Origin of the sequence: Rheinheimera sp. MMS21-TC3, from assembly GCF_032229285.1 — a bacterium.
Taxonomy (GTDB): Bacteria; Pseudomonadota; Gammaproteobacteria; order Enterobacterales; family Alteromonadaceae; genus Alishewanella.
Genome location: NZ_CP135084.1, coordinates 2832304 through 2847805, shown reverse-complemented (window position 1 = coordinate 2847805; position 15502 = coordinate 2832304). Strand labels below are relative to the sequence as shown.

Below are 15502 nucleotides of genomic sequence, written 5' to 3'. Positions count from 1 at the left end.
AGTTAAAGTGCTAGGCGGACCATACTTTTACCAGCATTTTTTGCTTGGTATAAGGCTTTATCTGCCGCAGCGAATAATTCAGCTTGGCTCTGTCCAGTTTTAAGTAAAGCTAAACCAACACTGACTGTCACTTGATACTGCTGACCAAGCGCTAGTTGATTAATTGCTTTTAACAAGCGTCTAGCAATTAATTCAGCACTTGCAACATCAGCGGCAGATAAAATAATAGCAAACTCGTCGCCACCAAAGCGAAATATGCTGTCAGTCACCCGCAGTGTATCGCGTAATGCATTAGCCACAGCAATTAACATTTCATCACCTGCCGTATGGCCGTCAATATCATTAACTTGCTTAAAGTTATCTAAGTCTAATAATAATAAGCCGCAGCTTTCATCATAGCGTTTAGCCAGCTGGACTGTTTTAGTAAAGCTGTCGTCAAAAAAACGACGGTTGCCTAGGCAGGTAAGGGGGTCTTTTAACGCCATTTGTTGTAAGCGGCTGACTACTAGTGCATTGCGAAGGGCAAATAACCACTCGGTTTCTAATTGCAATAATTCACGCTGTAACATTGGTGTAAAAGGGCTAGCACTTTGATATACCAGCTCAGCTAAGCATTGTTGATTTAAAACCAACATGCTGCGGTGCTCATAGTCAGCTGGGGTTGAGCCACTAGCTGTAAAATCACCGACAGCCGTGTGTAATTGCAACCAAGACAGAGGCAAAAGCTTGCCGGCAGCCATTGAAATAATATCAAGTTGCTGTTGTAACTCTAAAGTAGTTTGAAGCTGGCTGACTAAGCTTAGTCCAGCTTGCTCTGGAAGCTCAGGCCAATGTTGTAGCTTAGTTATAGAAGCATAACAGGGGGCCGAACTGCAGCCTCTATCCTGCAACAAAGCATACTCCATAATTTTATCCTTAATAAATTAAGTAATCCTTAATCTATTAAGCAACTAATAGGCCAAGTGTTAATCTTGAAGGAACTTTAAAATTTGTGGCATTTGTTGATTAGCATCTTCCATACCTAATTCAATTAAGCGTCGGGTATAATTTTGTTCAAACAATAAGTAACTGGGTAAACTTGACTGAGAATGCTGCCGGGTACCGGTTAAACGCAAAATAGTTCGAACCGCTAAAGGCAAGCTTAAATAATGCTCACTAGCAATTTGGCTAAAATTTTGACTGGGATTAATCAGTAAAGTGTCAATTTTTTTTAAGGGAGAGGCAATAGTATGTTGCTGTAATACGGCAATAGTACTGTTTATTCTATGCAAGCGCTCCAGATCAGAATTAAGAGTGTCGCTAAATACGGTATCTAATAAATGACCTGCAATATTGGCAAGATCAGGATGGTGTAGCATACGTTGCCCAGCATCACTACTGCGGGGATCAGCTAAACCAATAATCATAATTTTATCGGCGCCTAAATGAATAGGGGCACTTAAAGGCGCTAATTGGTTGACAGAACCATCACCAAAATACTGTTGATGAATACGCACCGAGGGGAAAACCAGCGGAATAGCAGCTGACGCCATTAAATGATGGACACCAATTAAAGTTCGTTGACCAGAGCGCTTAGCCCGCCGCCATTCTTGAGCCTGTTTTGATTGAAAAAACGATATAGAGTCGCCATTGTTATAACAAGAAGCAGTAACAGATACACTAGATAAATAGCCGCCCATAATATTACGATCTATACGTTGTAAGTCTAATATTTTAGTTAACATTAATCGTAAAGGTTTACTATCAAATAGGCTTACAGGGGGCTTATTGGCGTAGTCAGCTTGGAAGCCACTATAGATACTGCGAAATAAATGCCGAAATACTCGAATATAATCGGCATAATAAACTTGATGAGTAGAAAAGTTACGCCAAATCCATTCTAGCTTTTTAACCCCAAGATGAAAGCATGAAGCATAGCTAGCCATAGCAGCCCCATTTATTGCACCAGCAGAGGTACCGCTAATAATTTTAAAGGGTATGGCGCTATTTCTAGGGTAATGTTGGGCAATAGCTTTTAATACGCCGACCTGATAGGCTGCTCTAGCACCACCTCCAGTTAAAAGTAAGGCAGTTTGTGACGCATTATTTTGCGTATTGCTATTATGTATATTTTTCGGCGTCACCAAGTTGAACTTTTTCCCTATCACAGGCTCATTGTTAGTATATTGCTAGATTTTTAACAGATTGCAATGACTATTCGTTGAGCAACAGCAGATTATTAATGAGGTTATTATGACAACAGAGACTAGTGCCACAGGTCAACAAAAATATTACTTTGCTATTGCTGCCGTTGTTGTGGTTTTATTATTGGCGCTTTGGTTTTTGTTTAAACCTAAGCCAGATGTTGTTGAAATTAAGCAACCTATTACTACTGCAGTAGAGTCAAGTCCATCTGTGGACTTAGCTGAACCAGAAATAATGGCTGAGCCAGAACCAGATGTTGAGTCTATAACTGAAGTAAGTATTGAGCCAGTAGAAGTTATTGCAGTAGTAGAGCAACCGTTACCAACACTAGATACATCCGATACTGAAATTAAGCAGCAGATATTTAATTTAGATTGGCAACCTGGCTTGGCTAGTTTAATTGTAACCGAGCAAATGGTGCGTAATTTTGTGGTGCAAGTCGATAATATTGCTCTTGGCCAGTTAGTGAAAGGGCATCCTATTTTACAACCGCTAGATCAGCGTTTTATTGGTGCTAAAAAGCCACCCTATCAATTAGACTCAGCAAACTTTGCCCGTTATAAGCCGTATTTAGACTTGCTAGAAAGTGTTTCGGCAGCAGAAGTGCTAGCCAGCTTACAGCGTTTTGAACCTTTAGCAGAAGAAGCTTTTGCTGAGTTAGGTTATCCAGATGCTTCTTTTAAGCAGCGAGTGATTAGTGCTATTGATGTTTTATTACAAACACCTGAGGTTGATTATCCAATAGCGCTTGAACGGCCTTCGGTAATGTATACCTTTGCCGATCCTAGGTTGGAAGCTTTACCGGCACCGCAAAAAATGCTGTTACGCATGGGGCCTGAGAATCAAAAGCGCTTAAAAGCAATATTACGTCAATATCGTACAGAAATGCAGCAGTGAGCTGTTACTAGACTTGCAAGCAACAGCTGTTTTGCGCATAATGCGCGCCAGTTGATTGTTCAACTGTCAATGGTAACCCCATTGGTCCTCTCGCAATACTAGTAAGCGAACCTGGTCAGGTCCGGAAGGAAGCAGCCACAGTTTATGATGTATGTGCCGGGATGTGGCTCTTGGGGTTGCCACCCAAATTCTGCTTAGCTTGTTGCATCAAAGTGTATTAAAAGTTATCCCAATAAGGCTCATCACCAAAACGTTGGGCAATAAAATCGATTAAATAGCGACAACGCTGTAATAAAAATCTGTTTTTAGGATAAACCGCATAGGCATTTAAGGTTGGCAACTGATACTGCTGCAGTATTGGCAATAGCTCACCACTAGCTAAGGCTTGATATGTAATAAAAGTGGGTAAAAAAACAATACCCTGACCTTTGATTGCCATCTCAAGTAAAAAGTCACCATTATTAGCTTTTATTTTACCGTTTACTGGTACTTGATGCTTTTTACCTTGCTCATCTATCAACTCTATAGTGCTAGATTTGCCCATGCCATATTGCAAAAACTTATGCTTTGCCAGATCTTCAAAGGTTTTTGGTGTCCCCATTTTATTTAAATATTCGGGGCTGGCGCATAACGCATAACGGATTAGTGCTAAGCGTTTGGCTTGATAGCTTGAATCTTCTAACTGTTTAATACGAATTGCTAACTCAAACCCTTCTTCAATCAAATCAGTATGTCGATCAGAAAAATCTAGCTCAAACTTTAAATCAGGGTGCATATTGGCATATTCATCGATGATATTATTTAAATGCATCAAGCCAAAAGATAATGGCGCTGTCATCTTTAGCGTCCCTTCTATACGAGTCGGAGCCCCACGGGTCTCTTCATTAAGCGCTTCCACTTCACTTAGTATATTGTTCACCTTTTGATAATACTGCTCGCCAGCTTGGGTTAAGTGTGATTGACGCGTGTTTCGGCTAATTAGCTGACTGCCCAAGCGAGTCTCTAGCTCTTTTAGTCGACGGCTTACTGCAGATTTTGCGATATTTAATTGCTCTGCGGCTTTAGTAATACTACCTGCTTCAACAATGCGCACAAACATTGCCATATCTTCTAGTTGGCCCATTTAAACCACTCTTTAATTGTTCTCAAAATAAGAAAAGTTATTTGCTGTATCGACAGTTTATCTACTTATAGTCAACAATCATAATAGAACTATAGCTTAGTTTTAATTACTTAAGTTCCTAAACAATCACTGGAGAGAATAATGTCAAACCTAAAAAATTTACAGCAATTAGTAGAAAAGCGTCGTTCTGTCTATGCACTAAGCAATCAGCTGCCAGTTTCTAACGAAGAAATTATTAAACTTGTTGAACATGCGGTCCTGCATACACCATCATCTTTTAATTCACAATCGACACGTATCGTAGTTTTGTTTGCTGATGATCATAAAAAACTGTGGGACATCACTGAAGAAACACTAAAAGCTATAGTTGCTGATGACGAAAAGTTTCAAGGTACTAAAGATAAAATAGCCGGCTTTAGAGCAGGTGCGGGTACGGTATTGTTTTTTGAAGACAAAGGCGTGATTAGAAATTTGCAACAAGCTGCGCCTTTGTATGCGGATAAGTTTCCAATTTGGGCTCATCAAACCAGTGCTATGCATCAGTATGCGATCTGGATGGCATTGACTAGCTTAGATATAGGTGCCAACTTGCAGCATTATAATCCCGTCATTGATCAGAAAGTTGCTAATGAATGGAACCTTACTGCCGACTGGGAATTAAATGCACAAATAGTATTTGGTGCGATCGAGCAGCCTGCAGGTGACAAAGCGTTTCAGCCTCTAGAAGAACGTATGAAAGTATTTGGCTCATAAATCCTAATTTTGTACACCGCATAAACAATGAAACCGCTTAGACATAATCGTCATGGTTTCATTGTTGTTACTATTTATTCTATTTGTGTTTCTATACTTCCTGCGATAACAAGTTCTAACGCTTGCTTAAAATCTGCACATTACAACAGCTACCAATCTTAATGAGACTAGTTATCATTTGTATTGACATTGGTGTTTTTGATCAGTTAGTATGCCGCTACTTTTTAGCAGTATTCGCCATTAAGATTAAAGGATAGAAGTAATGAAACACGCGGTGCCAACAAAGCTGTCTTTATTAATAGCTTTAACGTTAGCGGGATCTGTTAACGCAGAATTAGTTAATGCAGCATACACCCCAGATGGAATTGAGCGCATTGTAGTTACAGCCTCGGGCTTTGAACAAAAATTAACAGATGCACCTGCTAGTATTTCAATTATTACTCAAGAAGAAATTCGTCAAAATTCGTTTACCACTTTATTAGATGCAGTGAAGTATCAAGAAGGTGTTGATATTGGCACTAGCCGCGATAAAACAGGACAAGGCTCGGTAAGTATGCGCGGCCTTACCGGTGAGTATACTTTGTTATTGATAGACGGTCGTCGTCAAAATAATCATGGCGATATTTACCCCAATAATTTTGGTGGCAACGCATTTAACCATGTCCCGCCGTTAGCCAGTATTGACCGTATTGAAGTTATTCGTGGCCCAGCTTCAACCTTGTATGGCGCAGATGCCCTGGGCGGGGTAATTAATATTATTACCAAAAGGCATACACAGGGCTGGACGGGTGAAGTAAGTATGGGCCGTAGTGTGCAGTCTAATGATAATTTTGGTGATGACTTCACAACCGAAGTATCCGTAATGGGGCCTTTAATAGATAACGTATTAAGCTTGGGACTACGTGGTAGCTTGTATGATCAGCAAGCATCAACACCGACATTTACACCGGCGATAGATCCAAATGGCAATGTGATTGTGCGCGAGCTTGGTTTTGGTAGCGGCGGACGTACTGTTGATAATAGTGATAAGCATGTTGGCTTTTCGTTGTCGTGGACACCGGCTGACAACCAGCGCTTAAAGTTTGATTACGACGCTTCAAATCAAGTTTATGATAATACACCAAGCTATGACATTGAAAACGATAGTATTATTTATCCATTAGGTACAAAAGACAGCATAGAAGAGCTTTGGCAAGATAGCCGTGGCAAGGTTAATCCGCGGGCAGGTTATGCTGCAGATCAAGAGTTTAATCGTAATTGGTGGTCGTTAGCCCATGATGCAGATTGGCGTTTTGGCTCTAGTATGATCGCTTTATCTTATGTAGAAACCGAAAATAATGGCCGCACCTTACCACTTAGCGTCGCCGAGCGTTTATTATTGCAAGAAATGTATGACGGCACAGGTGAGTATGCTGGTTTAACGGAAGCCGCTCGTCGTAGTTTAGCAGAAGCAACTTTTCTACCCCGCCCAGCACGACCTCTGGAAAGTAACCAATATACACTTGACGCTCGCCTAGATATTCCATTGCAAGCCGCGGGTCTGCATAACTTTGTCGTAGGTGGCCAGCTAATAGATGGTGAATTAATTGACGGTGTTTTTGGTATGGAAAGCGGCAGCGTAAGAGGAAAGCAGCAGCAAAAAATGTATTCGCTGTACGTTGAAGACAACTGGATGATGACCGAAGACTTTACTCTGACTGCAGGGGTTAGATACGACAAGCACGATACTTTTGGAAGCCAAGTTTCACCACGGCTATACGCTGTATATAACCTTAATGCGCAGTGGACATTAAAAGGAGGCGTAAGTACAGGGTATAAAACACCAAATACGACTGATTTATATGACGGTATTACAGGTTTTGGTGGCCAAGGTACTAGCCCGTTTGCGGGTAACCCTGAATTACAACCAGAAACCAGTGTCAACTCTGAAATTGCCTTGTACTGGAATGCTTTAGATAATGGTCACAATTTTAATATCACCTATTTTAAAACTCAATTCGAAGACAAAATTGCCCTTGGTGACACTATCCAAAGTTGCACCCAAACTCAAGGTGTTCGTCCTTGTGTCAATTTAGGTGACTATGATCAGCTAGGTTATCAAAGTTACAGTCAGAAAATAAATATTGATGAAGTGGATATTCAAGGCGTAGAAATAGCAGGTCGTTATCAATTTTCACCAGAATTGTCTTTACAGGGTAATTATACGTGGACCGACAGCGAACAAAAAAGTGGTGCTCAAGCTGGGTTACCTTTAACCAATACTGCCGAGCACATGGCTAATATTCGTGCGAACTGGGATATGACCGACAGTGTAACAGTCTACTTACAAGGCGAATTGCGCTCTGATCGGTATCGTGGTTACGACAGCATAATAGAAAAACCTCTGTATTATAAAAATTATAGTCTACTTAACCTTGGTGCCAGCTATGAATATAGCCAGTTAATTCGTTTTAACTTTCGTATAAACAACTTGCTTGACCGTGATTTTACAACTTACTCAACTACATACACTGATTTAAATAATGATGGCGAGTACGAGTATGTAACAGGCAGGGGCGCGGTGAGTGAAGTGCTGTTTACCGACGATTATAACGTAAAAGATAAATCTCGTAATGTCTGGCTTGGTATGACGGTAAGTTTCTAATGCGTATTAGGTTAGGCTCGATTAGGCAGTGGCACTGGGTAAGTGCCGCTGTAACACTAATAGGCATGCTGATGTTTGCTATTACCGGTATTACCTTAAATCATGCCGCTGCTATTAGTGGCAATAATCAGCTGATAACGATTGAAGCCAAGGTACCTGAAACAGAACTGGAAACCTTACGGCTTTTGCCTGCTGGTGACATTATGTTGCCAGAGCGACTGCGGCAGTATCTTAATAGCAAAGGCGTGAAAATTGCGGGCGACACTTTGGGTCAGTGGGATGGCGCTGAATTTTATGTTGCTATGGCTAAACCCGGAGCAGATGCTTGGCTGGCCATAGATGCGCAGTATGCACAATTTAGTTATGAACGAACAGATCGTGGTTGGGTGGCTTATTTTAATGATTTACACAAAGGGCGTGACACCGGGATTGTATGGTTTTGGTTGATAGATATTTTCGCGTTGTTTTGTGTGGTTTTTTGTGGCAGCGGGTTAATACTGCTATTTAGGCAAGGGCCTCACCGGCCAATGACATGGCCTTTAATCTCGTTGGGAGCATTAGTCCCTGTCGTAATAATGTTAGTGTTTATTTAAAAAAAGGAATAGAAGATGCGTTGGTTTGTAATAGGGCTCGCGGTAGTAATAAGCATTTTTAACCCGCATAAAGTGGTTGGCGCAGAGTTACAGTTAACGGTAAGCCTACCAAGATTAAATGTGGCTGAATATCACTCGCCTTATGTCGCTGCTTGGATTGAAGATGATGCACGCAAAATAACGCAAATTGCAGTTTGGTATGACACTAAGCTTGCTAATAACAAAGGGCAAGAATGGCTAAAAGATCTACGACAGTGGTGGCGCAAAGGTGGGCGTGCGCTAAATATGCCGGTAGATGGGTTAAGCGGTGCAACCAAAGGACCTGGCCAACATACTATTCAGGCTCAGTTATCGGCAGCTTTAGCAACACTACCGGCGGGTGAGTATCGCATTATGGTTGAGGCTGCGCGAGAGGTAGGAGGACGAGAGCTGTTACAGTTACCTATAAAATTACCACTAACTAAAAGCTCGTTTCCACTTGAAGTTGCGGGGAAAGCTGAAATTGAATTAATTCGTTTACATTTTTAGTATCAACACTATTTTATAAGGGTTAGAACAATGGATATAAAGTTTATAGCCGTCGCTGCGGCAGTTTTAATGTCAACCTCAGTAAGTGCGCATCGCGCATGGATAAAGCCTAGTGCAACGGTATTGTCGGGCGATCAAGCAATCGTTACCTTTGATGCTGCAATATCTAACACACTATTTCATCCAGATCATTTTGCTATGGCATTAGAAGGGATCCAGATAGTTGGGCCAACGGGTGACCCCGTTGCGATGAGTCATGCCGTAAAAGGGCGTTATCGCAGTGTATTTGACGTAGAGCTTAACATGCAAGGTAGTTATAAAATTGCTTCTTCTTATGGGGGGCTTCGAGCGGTGTGGCGCGATGCTGAAGGTAAGCGGAAAATGTGGCCAGCAAGAGGGCAACAAGCCGATGAATCTGAATTTACAACCGCTGTTCCTGCTCAAGCAGCTGATTTGCGTGTGTCTAGAAGTTGGCGTCGTGTTGAAACCTTTGTAACAGTTGGCTCGCCTACTAAGGCTGGACTGCAACCGACTAACCAAGGTTTAGAGCTAATGCCCGTAACGCATCCGAACGATTTATATGCCACCGAAACGGCTACCTTTAAACTATTGATTGATGGCCAGCCGGCAGCCGGGGCAGAAGTAGAAGTTGTGCCAGGCGGTATGCGTTATCGTAATAGTCAGCAGATGATAACACTTAAAGCTAATGAACAAGGCGAAATAAATATTACTTGGCCGCATGCAGGCATGTACTTTTTAGAGGCCAGTTATAGTGATGATAAAGTAGCTAAGCCGGCGACAATTAGACAAGGTAACTATTCTGCAACCTTTGAAGTGTTGCCCCTGTAATGATAACGCTGGCAATACTGCTTTGTGGTATATGGATAAGCTGGACATTCAGCGTGCTGTGGCGTTATCGCCAACCCAAGCAAATAAATAAGCAACAACTTTTGGCCTCGACATTGGTTGCTTATGCCAGCCAAACAGGAACGGCTAAAGCGTTAGCCATAAAGCAGCAACAGATACTTGGTGGCTCCAAGGTTGTCGCATTAATGGCATTGTCAGACCTGAGGCCCGCCCAGCTCATTAAATTTCAAAAGGTGGTTTTTGTTGTCAGTACTTATGGTGATGGCGAGCCACCTGATAATGGGCGCTGTTTTTATCAAGACTTGCAGGCTTTAACTAAACCTAAGCGAGTCAAAAGCTTAGGTGACAATAATATACATAGCACTATGTTAAGTGGTGTTAATTATGAGGTGTTAGCCTTAGGTGATAGCCGGTATCCAAAATTTTGTCAGTTTGCTGACGATCTTAATTCTGAACTTACAAAATTAGGGGCTAAATTAAGTTCGCCTGTACAAAAGCAAGATCAGTTTCAACCAGCGTCGACTAAACAGGATGTGCAATTATGGCAGTTAAATGCCAGAGTAAAGTTAACCAATGAACAAGATACTGGCTTATTTCATCTTCGCCTATCTAGTAAGCAAAAAGACCTACAATGGCAAGCGGGCGATGTGGTTGCCATTTATCCGTATAATGACTTAACAGCGCATCCGCGGCGTTATTCCGTGGCGTCAGTTCCTAATGATGGCGAGATGAGTTTAATTGTGCGAAAACATCAAGATGACACTGGCACTTCAGGGTTTTGCTCTGACTGGCTAACCTCAAAACTAACAGTCGATGATCCCATTATATTGCAAGTAGAGCAAAATAAGTTATGCCATATTAATGATAGCCAAGTACCACTTTTGCTTATTGGTGCGGGCAGTGGTTTGGCAGGTATTCGTGGTCACTTAGCAGAGCGGTCACATCAAATAAACCCTGGCGACACCTGGCTTATTTATGGCGAACGACAAGCCGACAGCACACAGCCGCTCTATGAGGAGTTTAAGCACTGGCAACAAACTGGTGTGTTAACGCAGCTTGATTGTGCATTTTCACGTGATCCTGCCAACCCTAGCTATGTTCAAGATGTGTTAACAGACAAATGGCAACAAATTGCTCACTTTATAAGTGAAAATGCGTATATCTATGTCTGCGGTCGTCATAACGGAATGGGCTCAGCTGTAGATAGTTTATTGCGAAGTACGCTTGGGGCAGATGGTTACCAAAAATTATTAGCTCAAGGGCGCTATCTGCGTGATTTATACTAACTTTAGCAACTAAGTTGCTGAATAAATTTGGATGCTTCAATGGACACTTCAAGCTATGAAAAAAATTGGATTGAACATTTAATGTATTATCTTTTATTTGATTTAGCCATGATTGTCATCGCCATCATTATTTACTTCAGTGTTAGAGCTGTAGCAATGATAAAAACTAAGCATACAAAAAATCAGTATGAGTATCCTCAAACCTAGCCATCAATGATGGCGAATATAAATCAAAATAGAGAGACTGTGTGATGAAGAAACTTTTAGTTATCGGACTTTTGTTAAGTTGTACTGCATTTGCTAGCGATGATGGTAGATATAACCATTTTCCTGCCAAAAAGTCCCCTACTGTTGAAAAAGCGTTGTGTAACCTTACTAACTACAACCTAAAGTTAGCTGAAATAACCCAAAAACAAGACATGAGTGCTGAAGATATGGTGAAGATACACGAGTTAACTTACACCCTTGAAGGGGCACTTAACAAGTTATCAGAAGCACTAGCAGAAGCAGCGCTTAACCTAGAAGAAGTGCATCTAGCATCAGAAAAGCTAGAGCAAGCGACAATTAAAAAGCACGCGGCTATTTATACAGAGATAACTAAAGCATTATCTAAAACATCAGCCTGTATCAGCAACTAATAGACTTAAAATACATTTAGCGGCTTACTGGGCCGCTAAACTATATAGATGACCTAGTCTATTTAGACAATGCAACGTCTGCTGGCAATAAAAAACGCATTATCGCTGAGTAGATTCTACCTGACTCTTTTTAATATAGTCTTGTTTTACAACCTCTAAAGCAGCTAACACTGTTTTAGGCTCTAGTCCGTTTTGCTCTAGCAGTAAAATTAAATCAACCGCCAACTTAATATGGGCTGGCGCTTGGTTTAGCGGTTTAGTCACGTTTAGTATCCAAAAAATCTTGCGCGCGCGCTACCGCTTCTTTTACCTTCATTTCCATTTCAAAACGCTCACTTTGGGGTAGGTAAAAAGCCATGTCGACTTCATAGCGAATATAGCGTGGGGGTAATAAGTTTAAACTTATGCAGATTAAATCAGCCAAATACTCCGCATTTTTGCTTTTATCAAGGCCTAAATCGACTAAGTGCTGCAGTAATAGTTTTTCATAATAGTTATGAATGTCATCGTTAAGTTTCATACTAACCTCGTTTTAGTAACCTAATTTAAGCTTAGTTAGAGCATAATCAGCTTTGGCTTAAAACACCACTGAAACATTGAGTTCAACAGTTAGCTTGTTACAATGATTTATCACTAGGTAAAGGACAACTATAATGCAAAAAAATACAACACCTTGTTACTATGGCGATTACTTACAGTTAGAAAAAATATTAACCGCTCAAGCACCTGAAAGCGCTAAATATGCTGCTGAAGCCCATGATGAAACCCTATTTATTATTGTGCATCAAACATATGAGTTGTGGTTTAAACAAATTCTACATGAATTAAAAGCGGTTATGTCTGTATTTGCCGAGGCAGAAGTAAAAGACGAGCAGTTAACCGGCATAGTGCATAAATTAAAGCGCATTATTACTATTCAAAAGCTACTTAACAGCCAAATTGCCGTAATAGAAACCATGACACCGCAAGACTTTATGTCGTTTCGTGACTACCTAGTACCAGCTTCAGGCTTTCAAAGTGTGCAATTTAAAATGCTAGAAATTGGCTTAGGTTTAAAGAGTGATTATCGGATTGATTTTGATAAAAACTCATTTTACAGCCGCTTAAATGATAAAGATCGTGATTTCTTGCAACAACTAGAGCATGAGCCTAGTTTATTCGAGCGTATTGAAAAATGGCTAGAGCGGATGCCGTTTTTACAATTAGATAACTTTAGCTTTTGGCAAATGTATGGCCAAGCTACTGAAACAATGCTTGCTGATGATAAAAAAACCGTGCAAGGCATAGAGCAAATTGCTGAACATGAGCGTGAAATGCAGTTAAAAGAAATTGAGCGCACGGCTGAAAAATTTTCAGCGCTATTAGATGCCGATAAATATCAGCAACTACAAAAAGACGGTGCATTTAGGTTAAGCCAAAAAGCTATGTTATCAGCATTGTTTATTAATTTATACCAAGAAGAGCCGATGTTTAATTTACCATTTCAGCTGCTAACTTGTTTAACAGAGATTGACGAAAACCTAACTATTTGGCGTTATAAACATGCCATGATGGTGCAAAGAATGTTGGGCACTAAAATTGGCACTGGTGGCTCATCAGGTCATGATTACTTAAAGCGCACCACTGAGAAGAATCGAATTTTTACTGATTTATTTAATATGGCAACCTTCTTATTACCTAAGTCTGATTTACCGGCATTACCAAAAGACATTAAACGTCATTTAGGTTTTTATTTTGCTGGCCAAGCTTGAACCTGTAACAGTAAAGGCAGCTTTAAATAATTGCAGATGTAATTGCACCAGCGCAGTAATATTGCGCTGGTAGCCGCCACCTATAACCGCAGCAACGGGGATCTGTTGCTGGCGACAAAAATTTAACACCAATAAATCTCGCTGATATAGTGTTTCGGTTGATAAGTTAAGCAAACCTAGTTCATCTGCTTGGTGGCAGTCTACTCCCGCATCGTAAATAACTAGATCTGGCTGGTGTAAACGAATTAAGGTGCTAAGGCTTTGCTCTACCGTTTCTAGATATTCCGTGTCGCTGCAATCTTTGCTTACGCCTATATCCCAATCTGAAACTTGTTTTCTAGCGGGAAAGTTTTTCTCACAATGAATTGAGCTGCTAATTATTCTTGGTTCGGTTGCTACCATATGAGCCGTGCCGTCACCTTGGTGCACATCTAAATCAAAAATAAGGATTTTTTCTACGCCTTGTTGCAGCATCGACTTAGCAGTAAAAACTAAATCATTAAATAAACAAAAGCCTGAGCCTTCAGCGAAAAAGGCATGGTGATAACCGCCAGTTAAGTGAATAGCTATACCCTGTTGCATAGCAAGCTGGGCAGTGGCTAAACTGCCACCTAACGACTGCAATGAGCGTTTAAATAGGGCTGTTGACCAAGGAAAGCCAATACGGCGCATTGCTTTAGGGCAAAGGCTGCCATCCTGTAAGGCATTGATATAATCTGGGCTGTGGCAGATCGCTAATTGCTCTATGCTAGCGCTGCTTGGCCTTGTAAAGGCTTCTGCTGGCACATTTAGGGCTAGCAGCTGCTGATAAAGCTGACGATATTTATCAATAGGATAACGATGGCGCTCAGGTAAAGTGAGTTCGCTATAACAGGGGTGGTAAATTAAAGCAGGTAAATTACTAGGCATCATGACATTTGTTGTCGTTCATAATCTTGAATTTGCTGCTCAACCGCAGAAATAGCCTTGCGGCAACGGCCAAGACGTTGGTGTAAAGCAAGGGTGCGTTGGACTTGTTCAGCACTATTATCACGGCTAGCTAAGCTTATCATATCGAGTAAACGGCGCTCAAAACCTTGATAGTCACTTAATTGTTGATACAGTTGCTGGCTTGAGGCAGTAATATTCTCTACCACCTTTTGAGTGGCACGGCGGCTAAAGGATTGTTGGTGCAAACCAATATTACGAAATGCCTGAGTCAGCGCATTTACTTGTTCACTCAGGCGCTGGACTAAACGCTGCTTAGCAAGCGCTGATAATGAAGTGGATGTTGTTAGTCGCTTTAAGTTTCGCTGTGCTTCGGCAACATATTCAGCTAAGTTTGCTGAGCGACAGCTAAATAATTCACTATCAAACCAATTTTGTGGTTTGCCATAGGGCCGCTTTAAATCAGTTTTATCAGCTTGTTGCTTTAATTGATTTAATTGCTGCTGTAATACTTCTGTTAATGACATAGGTCAGCCCCAAGCTTGCCAAGCTAAACGCAGTGCTATCATAACAACTACGGTAACAAATATAGGCCGAATAAAGCGGCTACCAAAGCGTATGGCCGAGTGGGCGCCAAGCCAAGCGCCTAGCATTAAGCATAAGCCCATGGCAATACCAACTACAAAGTTAACATGGCCCAAAGCAATAAAGGCAATTAGCGAAAACCCATTACTAACAAAATTCATGGTGCGGGCTACACCGCTAGTTAATAATAGGTTTATCCGATACATGGCCATAGTTGATACCATCCAAAATGCACCCGTACCTGGGCCGGCAATACCATCATAAAAACCTAAACTTAAGCCTTGTAAGCGTTGCTGCATTTTGGTTTTAGTGGAAGGGCTGGGCAGTGTCAGTTTATCGTCTGGCTGCATCCGGTTAAACAAGCTGTACATAGCAGCAAATAAAATAACAATTGGTAAAAACTTTTCTAGTGCTTTGGTACTAATTTGGTCAACAACAAGAGTACCAATTAATGCACCTATGGCAGTAAATATAATGCATTGCCGCCAATACCGCAGGTTAATTAGCTTTTTACGATAAAAAGTAATAGAGGCGGTTAAAGAGCCAAAAGTTGCCGCTAACTTATTAGTGCCTAAAGCTGTGTGAGCAGGTAAACCAGCGGTAAGTAAGGCAGGTATAGTTAATAAGCCACCACCGCCAGCAATGGCGTCAATAAAACCGGCAATAAAAGCAATGCTGCATAATATCAGTAGCACTGAAGGATCTAAGGCAATGTCTAGTAACACT

The 15502-nt window shown here is 41.2% G+C and carries 18 protein-coding genes and 1 other RNA gene; 11 read left to right on the top strand and 8 right to left on the bottom strand.

The annotated features are described in order from the left end of the window. Positions 1 to 2: 2 nt before the first annotated feature. Both RDV63_RS13850 and RDV63_RS13845 read right to left on the bottom strand, forming a co-directional pair. Positions 3 to 905 (bottom strand): GGDEF domain-containing protein, encoded by a 903-nt coding sequence (locus RDV63_RS13850; RefSeq protein WP_313910086.1) that lies wholly within the window; start codon positions 903 to 905, stop codon positions 3 to 5. 60 nt (positions 906 to 965) lie between these two features. Continuing rightward, positions 966 to 2123, bottom strand: coding sequence for a patatin-like phospholipase family protein (locus tag RDV63_RS13845; protein WP_313910085.1), 1158 nt, complete (start codon positions 2121 to 2123; stop codon positions 966 to 968). Between the two features lie 109 nt (positions 2124 to 2232). On the opposite strand from RDV63_RS13845, the gene RDV63_RS13840 reads away from it, so the two are divergent. Together RDV63_RS13840 and ffs are read left to right on the top strand one after the other, a co-directional pair. Then, positions 2233 to 3081 carry a DUF3014 domain-containing protein gene (locus RDV63_RS13840; RefSeq protein WP_313910084.1) on the top strand — a complete coding sequence of 283 codons (849 nt, stop codon included), beginning with the start codon at positions 2233 to 2235 and terminating at the stop codon, positions 3079 to 3081. A 79-nt stretch (positions 3082 to 3160) separates the two neighbouring features. After that, an RNA gene (gene ffs, locus RDV63_RS13835) (signal recognition particle sRNA small type) lies at positions 3161 to 3257 on the top strand. A gap of 41 nt (positions 3258 to 3298) precedes the next feature. Here ffs and RDV63_RS13830 read toward each other — a convergent pair. Continuing rightward, entirely contained in the window at positions 3299 to 4204 is a 906-nt protein-coding gene (locus RDV63_RS13830; protein ID WP_313910083.1) for a LysR family transcriptional regulator, read from the bottom strand. A 141-nt stretch (positions 4205 to 4345) separates the two neighbouring features. Between RDV63_RS13830 and RDV63_RS13825 the strand changes: the two genes are divergently transcribed. From RDV63_RS13825 to RDV63_RS13790, 8 genes are all read left to right on the top strand, one after another. Further along, a complete protein-coding gene (locus tag RDV63_RS13825; RefSeq protein WP_313910082.1) occupies positions 4346 to 4957 on the top strand; it encodes a nitroreductase family protein in 612 nt (203 codons plus the stop codon). Positions 4958 to 5219: 262 nt separating this feature from the next. Next, positions 5220 to 7601, top strand: coding sequence for a TonB-dependent receptor domain-containing protein (locus RDV63_RS13820; RefSeq protein ID WP_313910081.1), 2382 nt, complete (start codon positions 5220 to 5222; stop codon positions 7599 to 7601). Beyond that, on the top strand, positions 7601 to 8194 hold the full coding sequence (locus RDV63_RS13815; RefSeq protein WP_313910080.1) for a PepSY-associated TM helix domain-containing protein: 594 nt from the start codon (positions 7601 to 7603) through the stop codon (positions 8192 to 8194). The genes RDV63_RS13820 and RDV63_RS13815 overlap by 1 nt, the downstream gene beginning before the upstream one ends. Before the next feature lie 15 nt (positions 8195 to 8209). After that, positions 8210 to 8722, top strand: a complete 513-nt coding sequence (locus RDV63_RS13810) for a DUF2271 domain-containing protein (RefSeq protein WP_313910079.1) — start codon at positions 8210 to 8212, stop codon at positions 8720 to 8722. A gap of 30 nt (positions 8723 to 8752) precedes the next feature. Continuing rightward, a complete protein-coding gene (locus tag RDV63_RS13805; protein ID WP_313910078.1) occupies positions 8753 to 9571 on the top strand; it encodes a DUF4198 domain-containing protein in 819 nt (272 codons plus the stop codon). Between the two features lie 53 nt (positions 9572 to 9624). Next, positions 9625 to 10875, top strand: a complete 1251-nt coding sequence (locus RDV63_RS13800; RefSeq protein ID WP_313910077.1) for an NADPH cytochrome P450 oxidoreductase family protein — start codon at positions 9625 to 9627, stop codon at positions 10873 to 10875. A 39-nt stretch (positions 10876 to 10914) separates the two neighbouring features. Next, positions 10915 to 11082: a hypothetical protein gene (locus RDV63_RS13795; RefSeq protein WP_313910076.1), complete on the top strand. Its 168-nt coding sequence runs from the start codon at positions 10915 to 10917 to the stop codon at positions 11080 to 11082. A 44-nt stretch (positions 11083 to 11126) separates the two neighbouring features. Next, positions 11127 to 11513 carry a DUF6746 family protein gene (locus tag RDV63_RS13790; protein ID WP_313910075.1) on the top strand — a complete coding sequence of 129 codons (387 nt, stop codon included), beginning with the start codon at positions 11127 to 11129 and terminating at the stop codon, positions 11511 to 11513. A gap of 99 nt (positions 11514 to 11612) precedes the next feature. On the opposite strand, the gene RDV63_RS13785 is transcribed toward RDV63_RS13790, so the two are convergent. Continuing rightward, entirely contained in the window at positions 11613 to 11777 is a 165-nt protein-coding gene (locus RDV63_RS13785; RefSeq protein ID WP_313910074.1) for a YbaM family protein, read from the bottom strand. Further along, the gene (locus tag RDV63_RS13780; protein ID WP_313910073.1) at positions 11770 to 12033 is read right to left on the bottom strand and encodes a late competence development ComFB family protein; all 264 of its coding nucleotides are present in this window, start codon (positions 12031 to 12033) and stop codon (positions 11770 to 11772) included. Before RDV63_RS13780 ends, RDV63_RS13785 begins: the two co-directional genes overlap by 8 nt. 133 nt (positions 12034 to 12166) lie before the next feature. Here RDV63_RS13780 and RDV63_RS13775 point away from each other — a divergent pair, with 133 nt between their 5' ends. After that, positions 12167 to 13264 carry a tryptophan 2,3-dioxygenase family protein gene (locus tag RDV63_RS13775; protein WP_313910072.1) on the top strand — a complete coding sequence of 366 codons (1098 nt, stop codon included), beginning with the start codon at positions 12167 to 12169 and terminating at the stop codon, positions 13262 to 13264. Here the strand turns inward: RDV63_RS13775 and RDV63_RS13770 are convergent. From RDV63_RS13770 to RDV63_RS13760, 3 genes are read right to left on the bottom strand one after another with little or no spacing between them, the layout of a single operon-like run. Next, positions 13235 to 14176 carry a histone deacetylase gene (locus RDV63_RS13770; RefSeq protein WP_313910071.1) on the bottom strand — a complete coding sequence of 314 codons (942 nt, stop codon included), beginning with the start codon at positions 14174 to 14176 and terminating at the stop codon, positions 13235 to 13237. The two genes, RDV63_RS13775 and RDV63_RS13770, sit on opposite strands and share 30 nt — an antisense overlap. Then, the gene (gene priC, locus RDV63_RS13765; protein ID WP_313910070.1) at positions 14173 to 14718 is read right to left on the bottom strand and encodes a primosomal replication protein PriC; all 546 of its coding nucleotides are present in this window, start codon (positions 14716 to 14718) and stop codon (positions 14173 to 14175) included. The genes RDV63_RS13770 and priC overlap by 4 nt, the downstream gene beginning before the upstream one ends. A gap of 3 nt (positions 14719 to 14721) precedes the next feature. Next, positions 14722 to 15501, bottom strand: a complete 780-nt coding sequence (locus RDV63_RS13760; RefSeq protein WP_313910069.1) for a TSUP family transporter — start codon at positions 15499 to 15501, stop codon at positions 14722 to 14724. Position 15502: the final 1 nt, after the last annotated feature.